Below are 14,620 nucleotides of genomic sequence, written 5' to 3' on the forward strand. Positions count from 1 at the left end.
CCATGACCGACCAGCACTCGACTCCCGTGGGAACCCAGCCGGTCGACGAGCCGCCGAAGAAGTCGTCACGCGCCGGGCGCAACTTCCGGCCGCGCTCGCGGTGGGCTTCGCCCTCGGCGGCATGCTCATCGTCACCCTGCTGTTCGCACCGAAGGTGTGGGTGGTCGTGGTGTCCGTGGCCATCGCGATCGCCACCGTGGAGGTCGGCCGTCGGCTGCGGGAGGGTGGCTTCGCGATCCCGCTGGTACCGCTCCTGGTCGGCGGACAGGCGATGATCTGGCTGACCTGGCCGTTCGGCGCCGCGGGGGCGCTCGGCGCGTTCGGCGGCACCGTCGTGGTGTGCATGATCTGGCGGCTGGTGTCGGGCGGACTGTCCACCGCGCCGCAGAACTACCTGCGCGACACGGCCGTCACCGTGTTCCTGGCCGCCTGGGTGCCGCTGTTCGCCAGCTTCGGCGTGCTGCTGATCTACCCGGACGACGGCGCCGGCCGGGTGTTCTGCCTGATGCTGGGCGTGGTCGCCTCCGACGTCGGCGGCTACGCCGCCGGGGTGCTGTTCGGCAAGCACCCGATGGCGCCGGCGATCAGCCCGAAGAAGTCCTGGGAGGGCCTGGCCGGTTCGCTGCTGCTCGGCGTGGTGGTGTCGTCGCTGGCCGTGGAGTACCTGACCGACAATCCGTGGTGGGTCGGGGTCCCGCTCGGGCTGATGCTCGTCATCACCGGAACCCTCGGCGACCTGGTCGAGTCTCAGGTCAAACGCGATCTGGGGATCAAGGACATGGGCACGCTGCTGCCCGGTCACGGTGGCCTGATGGACCGGCTGGACTCGGTGCTGCCGTCGGCCGTGGCGACCTGGGTCGTGCTGTCCCTGCTGGCCTGAGCACACCCCGACGGGGGATACTGGACGGCAGTCATGCCCAATCCACTTCCGCTCGTCTTCGATGCTCCTCGCCGCGCGCTGCCGCCGAGGCACTTCGCCGACCTCGCCGACTCCGAGTGCGCCGCGGCCCTGGCCGATCTGGGATTGCCGGCCTTCCGGGGAAAACAGCTGGCCAACCAGTATTTCGGCCGGCTGATCGCCGATCCGCTGGAGATGACCGACCTGCCTGCCGCGGTGCGCGAACAGGTCGGCGCCACCCTGTTCCCGACGCTGCTGCACGCCGACCGCGAGATCGAGTGCGACTCCGGCGCCACCCGCAAGGTGCTGTGGCGTGCGGTCGACAACACCACGTTCGAGTCGGTGCTGATGCGCTATCCCGACCGCAACACCGTGTGCATCTCGTCACAGGCAGGCTGCGGGATGGCCTGCCCGTTCTGCGCCACCGGGCAGGGCGGGCTCCAGCGCAACCTGTCCACCGCCGAGATTCTCGAACAGGTCCGCGCGGCCGCGGCCGAACTGCATAACCGCGGTGGCCGCCTGTCGAACGTCGTCTTCATGGGCATGGGCGAGCCGCTGGCCAACTACAACCGGGTGCTCGCCGCCGTCAAGCGGATCGTCGCCCCGCCGCCGAACGGGTTCGGCATCTCGGCGCGCTCGGTCACGGTGTCCACGGTCGGGCTGGCCCCGGCGATCCGCAAGCTCGCCGACGAGAAACTCAACGTGACGCTCGCGGTGTCGCTCCACACCCCCGACGACGAGTTGCGCGACACGCTGGTGCCGGTCAACAACCGGTGGAAGGTCGACGAGGTGCTCGACGCCGCGCGCTACTACGCCGACGCCACCGGGCGCCGGGTGTCGATCGAGTACGCGCTGATCCGTGACGTGAACGACCAGCCGTGGCGGGCGGATCTGCTCGGCAAGAAGCTGCACGGCAAGCTCGGCCCGCTGGTGCACGTGAACCTGATCCCGCTCAACCCGACCCCGGGCAGTGAGTGGGACGCCAGTCCCAAACCGGTCGAGCGCGAGTTCGTCCGGCGGGTCCGCGAGCGCGGGGTGTCGTGCACGGTGCGCGACACCCGCGGCCGCGAGATCGCCGCTGCCTGCGGGCAGCTGGCCGCTCAGAGCTGACGCATCACGGCGCGCCGCCGGGACGGTTGACGAACCACACGTTGTCCTCGCGCAGATGCCGGCTGCGCCAACCGTCGGGCGTGCGCACCAGTTCGTGGAAGTAGTAACCGCCGCACGAGCTCTGGTCGGCCATCCCCGGCAACTGCATCGGGTTGTAGAACATCGCCCGCACCGAGGCGGTGTCACCGGTGACGGTGGCCTCGACGTTGGTGATGTAGTGCATGGTCCACGGAATCGCCTCGAACGCGCTGCTGAACAGCTCGGCGATCTCGTCGCGGGAGCCCGGCGGAATGCCCGCCGACGAGTAGTCGATCACCGCGTCCTCGGTGAACACCGAGCGGTACAGCTCCCAATCCTTGGTGTCGACGCCCCGGGCGTACCGATTCAGCAGCGCCCGGATCTCCAACTCGTCGGCGAGCGCCTGAGGTTCCATCAGTCGGGCAGACCGATCGTCTTGGCCTCCAGGTACTCCTTGTAGCCCTCTTCGCCGTTGCGGTAGCCCAGGCCGCTCTGCTTGGTCCCGCCGAACGGGCTGCCGATACCGAAGTGGCTCTTGCCGTTGATGGTCACGTTGCCGGTGCGCATCCGGGTCGCGACGGCGAACGCGCGCTCCAGGTCGGCGCCGCTGACCTCGCCGGAGAGCCCGTAGATCGTGTTGTTGGCGATCGCGATCGCCTCGTCGTCGGTGTCATACGGGGTGACGGTCAGCACCGGGCCGAAGATCTCCTCCTGGGCGACCTGCGAATCCGGGTCGACGTCGGCCAGCAGCGTGGGCTGGGTGTAGTACCCGACCGGCAGGTTCTCCGGGATGCCGCCGCCGGTGACCAATCGGGCGCCGGAGTCGATGCCGCTGCGGATCAGGCCGAGCACCTTCTGCCGCTGGGTGTCGCTGATCTGCGGGCCCTGCATGTTGCCCGGGGTCCACGGATCGCCGACCGGGAAGTTCTCCATCATGTTCTTGAGGATCTCGATGCCCTCGTCATAGCGGCTGCGCGGCAGCAGGATCCGGGACGGCAGGATGCAGGACTGCCCGCTCATCACGCAGGCCATCATCGCGGCCATCGACAGCGCAGAGCCGAAGTCGGCGTCGTCGAGCACGATGTGCGCGGACTTGCCGCCGAGCTCCAGCAGCGTCTTCTTCACCGTCGGCGCGCCCGCCGCCAGGATGGCGCGGCCGGTGGCGGTGGATCCGGTGAACGTGATCATGTCCACCCGCGGATCGGACGACAGCGCCGCGCCGACCTCGTTGGCGTTGGAGACCACCACGTTGAACACCCCCGCCGGGATGTCGGTCTCCTCGGCCACGATGCGGCCGTATTCACTGCCCGACCACGGGGTGAGCTGAGCGGGCTTGAGCACCACGGTGTTTCCCGCCATCAGGGCGGGCACCGTCTCGGCGATGTTGAGGTAGAACGGCACGTTCCACGGCGTGATCGCGCCCACCACGCCGACCGCCTCGTAGTGGATCTTGCGCCGGGCGGGCCCGAGCGGGGTGTCGTGCACCCCGTTGTCGACGAGGTACTCGAAGTTGCGGCCGTGCTCGGCCCAGTGCTTGACCTCGTCGATCGGGCTCTCGATCTGGCTGCCAGTGACCGAGACGGGGCAGCCGACCTCGGTGATCAGGACCCGGCGCAGCCGCTCCTTGTTGCGGTCCAGCGCCTCGTGCAGCTGGGTCAGGCAGTGGTAGCGGAAGTCCTTGTCGCGTGACCAATCCGTCTCGTCGAAGGCTCTCCGGGCGGCGCCGACAGCGCGCGCCATGTCCTCGACTGTGCCGTCGGTGGCCTGCCCGGCGACTTCCTCGCTGGCGGGATGGACGACATCGAATGTCGCTCCGCTACTGGTGTGTTGCAGCTCGCCGTCGATGAGCATCCGCTCGTCGCCGGCCAACACGCCCGATTCGCTCTGCACTGTGGTCATAGCCACAGCATTACAAATTTTGAGCTGACTGTCAGCCTGATTGATCGATCGATCAGTCGGTGGACGGTCGGATTCCGACCGCGTGGCGCAACTGCGCAAGAAACTCGTCGTCGTCGTCGCTGCGCACGATGTAGTGCGATACCGCGACCCGGATCGCGGTAGCGGCCTTGACCCCGGCATTGGCGCCGGTGAGCAGTCTCTCCAGCTGTGCCCGCATCGACGGGATGATCTCGGACAGCCGCCCGATCACCACCTCGGGCTCGATGTCGACGAGCCGCACCCCCGAATAGGACTGCTGGTATTCGACGATGAAGCGCATCGCCGCGTCGAGCCGCTCATTGCCGCGCAGGCCCGCGGTGGCCTTGGCGATCCCGGTCTCGAACATCTCCCGTTCGTAGACGCCGAACGCCTCGAGCAGCGCCTGCTTGTCGGCGAACCAGCGGTACAGGGTCGGGCGGGACACCCCGGCCTGCAGCGCCACCTCGGACAGGCTCAACTTGGTCTGGCCGCTGCGGCCCAGCACCTCGGAGGTGGCGACGAGGATCCGTTGCCGCGTCGAGATGTCCTCGGCGGCGCCGGCGGTATCGGCTGCGGACTGCTTCACGTTCTACGGGCCTCACTTACGGGTTCGGAGACGATCGTAAAGCGTGGGCCCCTCAGATCGCGGGCGAAGCGCTCGCGTCGTTGGTCACAGGCTCCGCTGGAGCAGGGCCACGGTGTCGAGGTCCTCCAGTGCGTTGAGGCTGCGCGTCAGGCCCTTCAGTGCGATGTCCTCGACCTGCATGCCACCCATGCCGGCGGTGATCAGCGCCGCGACGTACGGATACAGCGCACCCTGCCGGTAGCGGAGCCACAGGTCGTCGCGGTCGATGTCGGGGCCGCCCGATGCGGCCAGCGCGCGCCGGTACACGTCGAGCAGGTCCTGCTGGGTCTGCTGCCGGTCATCGGTGGTCATGGAGGTGACCAGGGTGTAGGCCAGCTCGCGGCTGGGGTGGCCGCGCCGGACCGCCTGCCAGTCCAGCAGTCCGGCCTGCCCGTCGCGGAAGTACAGGTTGCCGGGGTGGGCGTCGCCGTGCATCACGGTGTGCGGCGGGCGGTCCACGAGCGCCGCCACGGCGCGGTAGTTCTCGTCGATGAAGCGTCCGCGCTGCACCGGAAGGTCGGTGCGTTCGGCGATCCGCCGCGACGCCGTCCGCAGCAGCGGAGCGGTGAGCATCGAGGCGCTGTCGCCCGAGGCGGTGTAGAGCCAGCCGAGCGGGCCGGTGCGGCCGCGCGCCGGCAACCGGCCCCAGAACGTCCCGTGCAGCCGGGCCAGCAGTTCCACGACGAGCGCGGCCCGGTCGGGATCGATCGGATGGAGGGTGTCGGGGAATTCGCACGGCAGTCCGGACGGGTCCGCCAGATCTTCCAGGATCAGCACGAACCTGCCCGTGGCCGGGTCGAAACGCGAACCGAAGCTGCGCGGCACCCCTGCCAGCTCCGGTGCGAGCTGGCGGTAGAACCGGGTCTCGGTGTCGGCGAGGTTGCCGAGCTCGCCCATCAGTCGGGTCGTCACTGTCTCGGCGGCCATCTTGACGAACACCGTCGCGGGGATGTCGTCACCGGTCAGTGCGAGGCGGGCGCGCGACGAGGTGCCTGCGTCGCCGCCGAGCACCGACACCGACGTGACCGAGCGGCCGAGGATCGACGACAGTGCCTCGGCATCGAGTTGGGCGACGGTGCGGGGCAGGGCGCGCCGGCCGCCGACCAGCGCGTCGGTCCCGATCCGGCGGAACGCGCGACCCAGATGCGAGGCCAGACCCGCAACGGGCGCGACCCGATTGGCGATGACGGACACCAGGTGACTCCTAGGCTTGGACCGATAGCCCACATAGGGTTACAAAGCGGAACGATTTTGTAAAACGGAGGAGGTCGGAGGCATGGTGGGTCCGCTGGCGGGGGTCCGGGTCGTCGAGCTCGGCGTGTGGGTGGCGGGTCCGGCCGCAGGCGGCATCCTCGCCGACTGGGGCGCCGACGTGATCAAGATCGAACCGCCCACCGGTGACCCGGCCAGGACGTTCGGCCGGATGCTGGGCATCGACCCCCAGGACGCCCAGCACGTCAGCCCGCCGTTCCAGATGGACAACCGCGGCAAGCGCAGCGTGATGCTGGATCTCACCACGGCCGAGGGGCAGTCGGCCGCGCGCGAACTGCTCGCCGGCGCCGACGTGTTCCTGACCAACATCCGCACCGGCGCGCTGCGCCGCATCGGTTGCGACTTCGAGACGGTGGCAGCGGCCAATCCGCGCCTGGTCTACGGCCTGATCACCGGGTACGGCGGTGACGGTCCGGACGCCGACCGGCCTGCCTACGACGTGGCCGCGTTCTGGGCCAGGGCCGGGCTGGCGCATCTGCTGACGCGCCCGGGGGAGACCCCGCCGTTCCAGCGCGGCGGGATGGGGGACCACATGGCCGGTATGACGCTGGCCGGCGCGGTGTGCGCGGCGCTGCTGGCCCGGACCCGCACCGGTACCGGGCAATTGGTGACCACGTCGCTGTACCGGCAGGGCGCCTACACGGTCAGTTTCGACCTCAACACGTTCCTGATCACCGGGCAGCCGATCGCGATCGGCGGCGGGAGTCGATGGGCAACCCGTGCATGAACAACTACACCGCGGCCGACGGGCGACGGTTCTGGCTGGTGGGCCTGCAGGGCGAGCGGCACTGGCCCGCACTGTGCGCGGCGGTCGCACGGCCCGAGTGGCTGGCCGACGAACGGTATGCCACCGGACGGGCGCGGGCCGCCAACGCGGTCGAGCTGATCGCCGAACTCGACGAGATCTTCGCGGGCCGGACGCTCGCGCAGTGGTCGGAAATCTTTGCCGGACAACCGGATCTGTTCTGGTCGCCGATCAACTCGCTGGAGGACGTCGTCGCCGACGAACAGTTCCACGCCGCGGGCGGGATCGTGTACGTGCCCGACGCCGCCGGCGGATCGGTGCCGATGGTCGCCACCCCGGCCGACTTCCACGGGACGCCCACCGAGATCCGCCGTACGGCACCGGAGCTCGGCGAGCACACCGACGAGGTGCTGACCGAGCTGGCTCAGCGCACGAACCGTTCGACGTAGGGCGCGAAGCGGCGGCGCAGTTCGGTCTTGTCCAGGCCGAGGTCGGCGGCCCGGTAGTCCACCGAGCCCAACCTGCCCCTGGTGTGTCCGGCCAGGTATTCGCGGACCGCCGCACGTGATTGCGCGCTCGGCCGGTAGCCGGCGGTGTCCCAGACCCGCTCGACCATGGCCAGGTCGTCGGCCATGAACTCGTCGAAGCGCACGTCGATGGTCCGGTCCGTCGGCAGCTTGTCGTGGTCGCGCAGACATGCCGCCAGCATCTCGTCGATGCGGTCTATCCAGTAGCCGGCCACGGTCGGCACGTCAACCTCGTCGACGCTCATGCGCATCGTGTAGGTCATCATGGTGGCCATCGACACCGCGACGTCGACGGGGTCGCGGTGGGTGACGATGAACGTGGCGTCGGGGAAGACGTTCATGATCGGCACGAACTGCTCGAGGTGCTGCGGGCTCTTGAGCACCCACCGCCGCGGGTGCCCGTCCTGGTGCAGCAGCACCTGGAGCATCATCCGCAGAAACTGGTATCCGGGCGTCTGATCGTTGTCGCGCAGGTAGTCCGACCACCGCGGCAGATGTGTCAGGGTGGTGAAGAACCCGCTGGCGAAGTCCTGCACCATCAACCCGATGTCCTCGTGGATGTGGTCGATCGTCATCTCGTGCATCAACTGGAAGTACGGCATCAGCGTGTTCGAGATGTTCAGCGCCGCACCGGTTCTCTCCCGGCGGGGGGCGATCGTGCCCTCCTCGCCGGGCGGGGGCAGCGGTTCCTGGGCCTCCCAGTACGGCAGCGAGCGCAGGGCGGGATCGGCGGCCAGCAGGCTGTGCAGATGGGTGGTGCCGGTGCGGGGCAGGCCGGCGATGATCAGCGGGGCGCTGATGTCGATGTCGAACACCTCGGGATGGCGCTTGAGGTGCTCGACGACATACAGCCTGCCCTTGAGGAATGTGAGCATCAGCGAGAACGCATAGGTGCGGCCGAACCGGGTCAGCCGGGGGAGCTCGTGAAAGGCCTGCAGCAGCACCGCCATCCGCTCGCGGTAGTCCTGCTCGCCGAAATCGGTGAGTCCGGTCTGGGCTGCCGCCTGCTCGTGCAGTGCGTCGGCGGTCAGCGGGCAGTAGTCGGCCATGGCCGACATGCCGTCGATGATCGCCTGCGCCTCCGCGGTGAACGTCGGCCGGGCCAGGTCGGTGATGTGCACTGGCGCCGGACGCGGAGAGGGGGGAGCTGTCACGGGGCAGGACGCTACTCGGACGTTACATATCTTACAAGAAGTGTTTTGTCGTAAGGTTTGTGGTTATGATCTCGGGCATGTCTGCTCCCGGCGGTGACACGGCGGCCGCGTGGCGTGAATTGCTCACCGCCTTCGCCGATTTCGACAAACAGTTCCTCGAAGGGCCGAAGGCGGTGCGCGGCGGGACCGCGGTGGCCGAGGGGTACCAGAACCTCGCCACCATGCTCTCGCTGTCACTGGACATGCACTTCTTCGCCGACCCGGTCGCGCCGCGCTTCATCGACACGCTGACACCGTTCCGGCCAGACCGGCGCTGGGGCGGCGACAACACCGACTGCTACTACGGTTACGCGGTCGTCGACCCGCGGCGCACCTACCGGGTCAGCGGCCGGCCGAACGACAGTGTCATGTACTCGGTGACGGTCTACAACGAGCCCGAGCCCGGCGCCTGGCCCAACCGCACCGTCGGCCTGCTCTACGACGTCGACATGCCGCTGGACGGTGACGGCCGGTTCGCGTGTCTGCTGGGCCCGCACCGGCCGGCGGGCTATCAGGGGCCGTTCATCGAGCTGTCCCCGGACGCGCGCGGCATCATCACCCGCGACTACCACGAGCATCCCGACACCGGGGCGCGCGTGCAGTGGGACATCGAGGTCGTCGATCACGCCGGGCTGCCGGTCGTGCCTCTGAAATCCGATGCCGACCTGTCGAAGTCGCTGCGGGCGTCGTTGCGCTTCGCCCAGGACATGTACGCGTTGACGCCGCTGATCCTGGCCGAGCGGCAGCCGGTCGAGCTCGCCGACGGTCAGTCGCTGAGCGTGAACACCCTCGCGCCGCCGTACCGCGCGGGCGGCGCGACGTACGGGTACTCGATGCAGGACGCCTGCTACTGCCTCGGCGGGTTCTCGCTGCAGCCGGGGGAGGCCCTGGTGATCACCGCCGAGCACCCGGCGTGCCGGTTCTGGAATCTGACCCTGTGGAACCAGTACATGGCCGCGCTGGACGTCGAATACGGCCGGGCAGGTCTGAATTCCGGTTCGGCCGTGCCCAATTCCGACGGCACGGTCACGATCGTGATCAGCATGGAGCAGCTCGACCATCCCAACGCGATCTCGACCAAGGGCCACCCGGAGGGGCTGATGTCGTTCCGCTGGTTCCTGGCCGACGACCTGCCCGCACATCCCGCCACCGAGGTGGTGCCGGTCGCGGCCGCGCCGGTCACGCTCAGCTGAGGGCCGCGCCCATCACCGGCGCGATCCACTGCCGCAGATAGTCCCGCAGCGCCGCGGGCGACCGCGGTGGATCCGACGGCGCGATGACCATCGACTGGATCATCCGCAACACGAACTCCACCAGGTCGTCCATCCGCTGTCCGGTGAAACCCATGGCCGCCCAATCGATGCGGGTGCGCTCGAGCATGGTGCGGGAGCGCGATATCGCTGCGGGCATCACCATCTGCCGGCTCATGACACGCATCCGGTCGGTCTCCAGCAGCAGCGCCAGCAGAGGTTCGTGGGGCAACTGCTCGACCACGTAGGCGACCGCCTCGACCAGCAGATCGGTGGGATCGCTGAGGCGCCCGGCGATGCGGCCGATGCGGGCCGTCCAATGGTCGAGCGCGATCTGCGCCGCGGCCGCGAGCAGTTCCTCGGTGGAGGCGAAGTAGCGGTAGATGGTCGGGCGGGTGATGCCGACGTCGGCGGCCACCTCGGTGAGCGTGGTCAGGCGCGGGCCCCGACGCTCGATGCTGTTCAGTGCGGCGCTCAGGATGCGCCTGCGCGCCTCGGTGTCGTCGGCGGGCGGCGCGCCCCGCCACCCTTTGCGCCCCATCGGGCGAACACTACCGGCCGGGGTCCTTGACCCCGGCCGCGTGGCGGAGCTGAGCCAGCAACTCGTCGGAGTCGTCGCTGCGCACCAGGTACTGCGAGATCGCCACCCGCACGGCGGTGGCCGCGGCCACGGCCGCGTCGGGGCCGGTGCACAGTCGCTGCAGCCGCTCACGCATCAGCGGCAGCACCCGGGCCAGCCTCCGGATCACCTGGTCGGGTTCCACGTCGACCATCCGCAGTCCGGGATAGGACGATTGGTAGTCGACGATGACGCGAAGGGCCGCATCGAGCCGCTCGGCGGGCGGGAGATCGGCGGTGGCGGCTGCGATCGCCCGCTCGTAGTACTGACGCTCCCACACCACGAACGCGCCGAGCAGTTCGCGTTTGTCGGCGAAGTACCGGTAGAGCGTGGGCCGGGAAACCCCGGCCTGGGAGGCCACCTCCGACAGTGACAGCTTCGTCGTTCCATTGCGGCCCAACACTTCTGCGGTGGCGACCAGGATCCGCTGACGGGTGGAACCGTCCGGGTCGTCGGCATCGCGGGGTCCGCCCTCACCCGACATCCGTTGCGGCATGCACACAGCTTTACAAATTAACAGTGGAGTGTCACGCTATTTCCGTGACTGCACCATCGCTGCGCGAGCGTGAGCACAGCTCGATCGACATCACCTCACACGACTTCTGGAGCCGGCCCTTCACGCAACGCGACGAGTGCTTCGCAGCCCTGCGCGCCGGTGAGGGGCTGACCTGGCACGCGCCGCTGCCGTCGCTGTTCCCGATCGAGGAGCCCGGTTTCTGGGCGCTCACCCGCAGGGCCGACATCGCCTACGTCAGCCAGCATCCGGAACTGTTCACCTCGGAGCGCGGTGTCGCACTCGACCCGATGCCGGCCGAGGTGCAGCGTTTCGCGTCGTTCTTCCTGACCATGGACCCGCCGCAGCACACGACCTACCGGCGGTTGATCAGTTCGGCGTTCACCCCGCGCAACGTCCGCCAGATCGAGGCGCAGATCCAGCGCAACGCCGTCGCGATCGTCGACGATCTGGTCGGGGCCGGCGACATCGACTTCGTCGCCGATTGTGCTGCGCGCCTTCCGATGCTGACGATCATGGAGATGCTCGGCGTGCCGGAGGCCGACCGGCCCGCGCTCGCGCTGGCTGCAGAGAAGCTGTTCTCGATGAGCGACGACGAGTACAGCTCGCTGGAGGAGCGGGCGGCCAACACCCTCAACGAGATCATGTTGCTGTCGAGCACCGGCGTTGAGCTGGCCAGGTTCCGCCGCGCCAATCCGGGTGACGACCTGATGACCGCCATCGTCAACGCCGAGGTCGACGGCCAGCGGCTCACCGACGAGGAGATCGGCGCGTTCCTGATCCTGCTGGCGTCGGCGGGCAACGACACCACCAAGCAGACGACCACGCACGCGATGCTGGCGCTGAGCCGGAATCCCGATCAGCGGGACTGGCTGACGGCGGACTTCGACGGCCGCATCGGCACCGCGGTCGAGGAATTCGTCCGGTGGTCCTCTCCGATCATGCAGTTCGCCCGCTTCGCCACCCGCGACACCGAGATCAACGGCCAGCCGGTGGCCGAGGGGGACAAGGTCGGACTGTTCTACTGCTCGGCCAACCGCGACGAGACCGTCTTCGAGCACCCCGGGACCTTCGACCTGTCCCGCTCGCCCAATCCGCACCTCGGGTTCGGCGGCGGCGGCCCGCACTTCTGCCTCGGTAACCAGCTGGCCAAAGCGGAGCTGCGACATCTGTTCCGTGAGTTGCTCTCTCGGCTGAAGGTCGTGGAGCTCGGCGAACCCGAGCTGCTCTACAGCACATTCGTGCACGGCGTGAAGCGACTACCCGCCCACGTGCGCTGAGGATCGGAGTGGTCATGCGGATCGCAGTGGATCTCACCAGGTGCACCGGTCACGGTATCTGCGAGTCGATCGCCGAGGACGTGTTCGAGGTGCAGGACGACGGCAGCGTGGTCATCCACGGAGCCGAGCGCCCGGAGTCGGACCGCGACCGGATGCGGCAGGCCGTCACCCAGTGCCCGGCCGCCGCCCTCCACTTCGCCGCGGAATAGCGCTATTCCGCGGGCGGGGTTTTCGGCGGGCGGGGGCGCACCAGCACCGACTGCTGGATCGCCCCGACGGCGCCGGCCTCGTCGAACAGGGTGCCCAGTGTGGTGCCCACACCGTCGGGCCCGTAGTTGGTTTCGGCGCGGATGCCGATCCACTCGCCGGCGGGCATCCGGTGGATGTGCACGGCGAGGTCGGTGTTCAGGAACGTCCACTTGCGGATGTCGAGTTTGGTGCCGATGCCGTTGGCGTCGTCGGCGACGGCGAACAGCCGCTCCAACGCCGTCATCGATTCTCCGCCGACCAGGTCGACCTCCGGCCTGATCCAGGATTCCCCGGGCCGGCGGCCATCGGCGTGGTCAGCCAGCGCCAGTCCAGGCTGTGCACGTAGTTGCGGTCCCAGTTCTTCTTCATGTCCCGGCCGCGGGCCTGCGACAGTGGCCGCAGCGGTTCGGCGGCGGCGTGCTCCACGGCGGCGGTATCCAGCGTCTGCAACCGCCACCCGCTGGCCCTGGCAACCGCCCGCGGGGTGCCGTCGGGCCCCGGTGCCAGCATCTCGGCGGTGATCAGCTCGATCTGCTTGCCGGAGCGTTCCCGCCTGCTGCGCACCCACAGGTCGCCTTCGGCGGGGACGGGCCCGAGCAGGTCGACGAGCACCCGGCTCAACCGGGTGTCCGCCCGCGGCTCGCAGCGCTGCAGTCCGCGCACCAGCAGCGCCGAGACCGGCGCGGCGTGCTGGATGTGCGTCGACCATGTGCTGCGCACCAGATCGGAGGCGACGAACTTCTCGCCGAGTTCGTCGGCCCCGACGAGGGTGTAGTAGGAGTCGCGCGTGGTCGGCTCGGACACGGTCACCTTCCGGGGATGTCGACGGTGACGGCGTCGAGGCTGGACAGCGTGGTGCCCCGCAGCCGTTCGGGATACGCGCTGGGCGCGCTCAGCAGGAACAGCGTGCGGTTCTCGGGCCCCCCGAGGGCACAGGCGATGGCGGCGCGGTCGGCGATGTGGATCCGGTCGGTGACCCGGCCGCCGTCCTCGATGCGTTCGAACTGGTGGGCCAGCGTCATCGCCGTCCACACGCCGCCCTCGGCGTCGATGCAGATGCCGTCCGGTGGCCCGTCCAGGCCGTCGGCGAAAACCCGTGGCGCCGAGAGGCTGCCGTCCTCACCGACGGTGAACGCGGTCAGTCGTCGGCCGGTGGATTCGGCGACGATCAGCGTGTCGCCACCGTCGGTGAGGACCATCCCGTTGGGGAAGTCGAGGCTCTCGGCAACCACGTCAGCGCGCCGGCGGTCGGGATCGACCCGGACGACGACGCCGCCTTCGCGGGCCTGGGAGCCGACGTAGGCGCAACCGTGCCGGTCGATCACCATGTCGCCGAGGGCAGCCGGGGTGATCGCCGACAGGTCGGCGACGGTGGTCACCGACTCGCCGTCGTAGCCGAGCACCAGCCGCTGCTCGGTGGACACGATCAACAGCGAACCGTCCGGCCGGAAACCCAGTCCCGACGGGGCGTGACCTGGCAAGCTCAGGGTGCTCATCTCGCCGGCCAGGGTCACGGTGTGCACGGCTTCGCCGAGCATGTCGGAGAACCACACCAGGCCTTCGAACCAGCGCGGGCCCTCGCCGAAGCAGAAGCCGTTGGCCAACGGAGTGAACGTCATGTCGTGACTTTACAAAACACGGGACAAGTGTCACGCTCGCTGGGTGCAGCTGTCAACCAGGAGCATGTCGTGAACATGAAGAAATACCACAGCCACACGTTGCTCTACCTGCACGAGACCATCGACCTCGGGTCGGCGGGCAGCGAACGGTTCGTCGCCGAGTTCGACGGCGTCTACCACCCGATGATGGCCGAGCTCGGCGCCCGGCTGTTCGCCCTCTGGGAGACGACGCCGTACAACGGGCACTGGCCGCAGGTCACCGTGATCTGGGAGATCGACGCGTTCGCCGACTACGCCCGCATCGGCCGGGCCCAGGCGCGCGGCGGCAGTCACGAAGCCGCAGCGGGCAAGTGGGCGGCCTACTTGCGTGAGACCGGTGCGCGCGGCGAGGGCCGCATCATGTACGCCGGGCGCAGCAACAAGACCCTGGCGCAGTTGCAACAGTCGGATTTCAAGGCCGGACTGGTGATTCAGGAGGTCATGCAGACCAAGCCGGGCCGCCAGGACGACTACATCCGCGAGCTCGAACGACTCTACGTACCGTGGTCGGAATCCACCGGCAAGCGCTGGCTGGGCTCGTTCATCACCACCTTCCGGTTCAACGAGGTGATCCACTACTGGGCGCTGGAAGGGGAGTGGGCCTGCTTCGAGAACCACTACCCGTCGTGGAAGGACAGCCCGCCGGCCGAGATCGTCACCTGGATGAGCGTGGCTCCCGCGCTGCGCGACGGCTGGGAGGATTCGATCCTGGCCGCCCTGCCCCCGTCCCCGCTGCAGTGAGTGC

At 68.9% G+C, this 14,620-nt stretch carries 13 protein-coding genes and 3 pseudogenes; 7 read left to right on the top strand and 9 right to left on the bottom strand.

Annotation, left to right across the window (positions count from 1 at the left end):
* Window positions 1-2: 2 nt before the first annotated feature.
* Both C6A87_RS10410 and rlmN read left to right on the top strand, forming a co-directional pair.
* Window positions 3-880: pseudogene (locus C6A87_RS10410) on the top strand (phosphatidate cytidylyltransferase).
* A 33-nt stretch (window positions 881-913) separates the two neighbouring features.
* The gene (gene rlmN, locus C6A87_RS10415) at window positions 914-2,008 is read left to right on the top strand and encodes a 23S rRNA (adenine(2503)-C(2))-methyltransferase RlmN (protein ID WP_311117152.1); all 1,095 of its coding nucleotides are present in this window, start codon (window positions 914-916) and stop codon (window positions 2,006-2,008) included.
* 4 nt (window positions 2,009-2,012) lie between these two features.
* Here the strand turns inward: rlmN and C6A87_RS10420 are convergent, their stop codons facing one another.
* From C6A87_RS10420 to C6A87_RS10435, 4 genes are all read right to left on the bottom strand, one after another.
* Entirely contained in the window at window positions 2,013-2,441 is a 429-nt protein-coding gene (locus C6A87_RS10420) for a nuclear transport factor 2 family protein (protein ID WP_311117153.1), read from the bottom strand.
* Window positions 2,441-3,925, bottom strand: coding sequence for an aldehyde dehydrogenase family protein (locus C6A87_RS10425; protein WP_311117154.1), 1,485 nt, complete (start codon window positions 3,923-3,925; stop codon window positions 2,441-2,443). The genes C6A87_RS10420 and C6A87_RS10425 overlap by 1 nt, the downstream gene beginning before the upstream one ends.
* Before the next feature lie 52 nt (window positions 3,926-3,977).
* Window positions 3,978-4,529, bottom strand: a complete 552-nt coding sequence (locus C6A87_RS10430; protein ID WP_311117155.1) for a TetR/AcrR family transcriptional regulator — start codon at window positions 4,527-4,529, stop codon at window positions 3,978-3,980.
* A gap of 84 nt (window positions 4,530-4,613) precedes the next feature.
* Entirely contained in the window at window positions 4,614-5,762 is a 1,149-nt protein-coding gene (locus C6A87_RS10435; RefSeq protein WP_311117156.1) for a phosphotransferase, read from the bottom strand.
* A gap of 82 nt (window positions 5,763-5,844) precedes the next feature.
* On the opposite strand from C6A87_RS10435, the pseudogene C6A87_RS10440 reads away from it, so the two are divergent.
* Window positions 5,845-7,034: pseudogene (locus tag C6A87_RS10440) on the top strand (CaiB/BaiF CoA transferase family protein).
* On the opposite strand, the gene C6A87_RS10445 reads toward C6A87_RS10440, so the two are convergent.
* Entirely contained in the window at window positions 7,010-8,266 is a 1,257-nt protein-coding gene (locus C6A87_RS10445; RefSeq protein WP_311117157.1) for a sulfotransferase, read from the bottom strand. The pseudogene C6A87_RS10440 and the gene C6A87_RS10445 overlap by 25 nt on opposite strands.
* A gap of 77 nt (window positions 8,267-8,343) precedes the next feature.
* Between C6A87_RS10445 and C6A87_RS10450 the strand changes: the two genes are divergently transcribed.
* Window positions 8,344-9,498: a DUF1214 domain-containing protein gene (locus tag C6A87_RS10450; RefSeq protein WP_311117158.1), complete on the top strand. Its 1,155-nt coding sequence runs from the start codon at window positions 8,344-8,346 to the stop codon at window positions 9,496-9,498.
* Here the strand turns inward: C6A87_RS10450 and C6A87_RS10455 are convergent.
* Window positions 9,491-10,096 (bottom strand): TetR/AcrR family transcriptional regulator, encoded by a 606-nt coding sequence (locus C6A87_RS10455; protein WP_311117159.1) that lies wholly within the window; start codon window positions 10,094-10,096, stop codon window positions 9,491-9,493. The two genes, C6A87_RS10450 and C6A87_RS10455, sit on opposite strands and share 8 nt — an antisense overlap.
* 10 nt (window positions 10,097-10,106) lie before the next feature.
* Window positions 10,107-10,670: a helix-turn-helix domain-containing protein gene (locus C6A87_RS10460; RefSeq protein WP_311117160.1), complete on the bottom strand. Its 564-nt coding sequence runs from the start codon at window positions 10,668-10,670 to the stop codon at window positions 10,107-10,109.
* Window positions 10,671-10,714: 44 nt separating this feature from the next.
* On the opposite strand from C6A87_RS10460, the gene C6A87_RS10465 reads away from it, so the two are divergent.
* The gene (locus C6A87_RS10465) at window positions 10,715-11,968 is read left to right on the top strand and encodes a cytochrome P450 (protein WP_311117161.1); all 1,254 of its coding nucleotides are present in this window, start codon (window positions 10,715-10,717) and stop codon (window positions 11,966-11,968) included.
* A 14-nt stretch (window positions 11,969-11,982) separates the two neighbouring features.
* The gene (locus C6A87_RS10470; protein WP_311117162.1) at window positions 11,983-12,177 is read left to right on the top strand and encodes a ferredoxin; all 195 of its coding nucleotides are present in this window, start codon (window positions 11,983-11,985) and stop codon (window positions 12,175-12,177) included.
* A gap of 2 nt (window positions 12,178-12,179) precedes the next feature.
* Here the strand turns inward: C6A87_RS10470 and C6A87_RS10475 are convergent.
* A pseudogene (locus tag C6A87_RS10475) lies at window positions 12,180-13,027 on the bottom strand (thioesterase family protein).
* On the bottom strand, window positions 13,024-13,836 hold the full coding sequence (locus tag C6A87_RS10480) for an SMP-30/gluconolactonase/LRE family protein (protein WP_311117163.1): 813 nt from the start codon (window positions 13,834-13,836) through the stop codon (window positions 13,024-13,026). The pseudogene C6A87_RS10475 and the gene C6A87_RS10480 overlap by 4 nt, the downstream one beginning before the upstream one ends.
* Window positions 13,837-13,911: 75 nt before the next feature.
* Here C6A87_RS10480 and C6A87_RS10485 point away from each other — a divergent pair, with 75 nt between their 5' ends.
* Complete coding sequence (locus tag C6A87_RS10485) at window positions 13,912-14,616, top strand: NIPSNAP family protein (RefSeq protein ID WP_311117880.1); 705 nt, start codon at window positions 13,912-13,914, stop codon at window positions 14,614-14,616.
* The last annotated feature ends 4 nt before the right edge of the window (window positions 14,617-14,620 follow it).

It is taken from the genome of Mycobacterium sp. ITM-2016-00317, from assembly GCF_002968295.1.
Lineage (GTDB): Bacteria > Actinomycetota > Actinomycetes > Mycobacteriales > Mycobacteriaceae > Mycobacterium.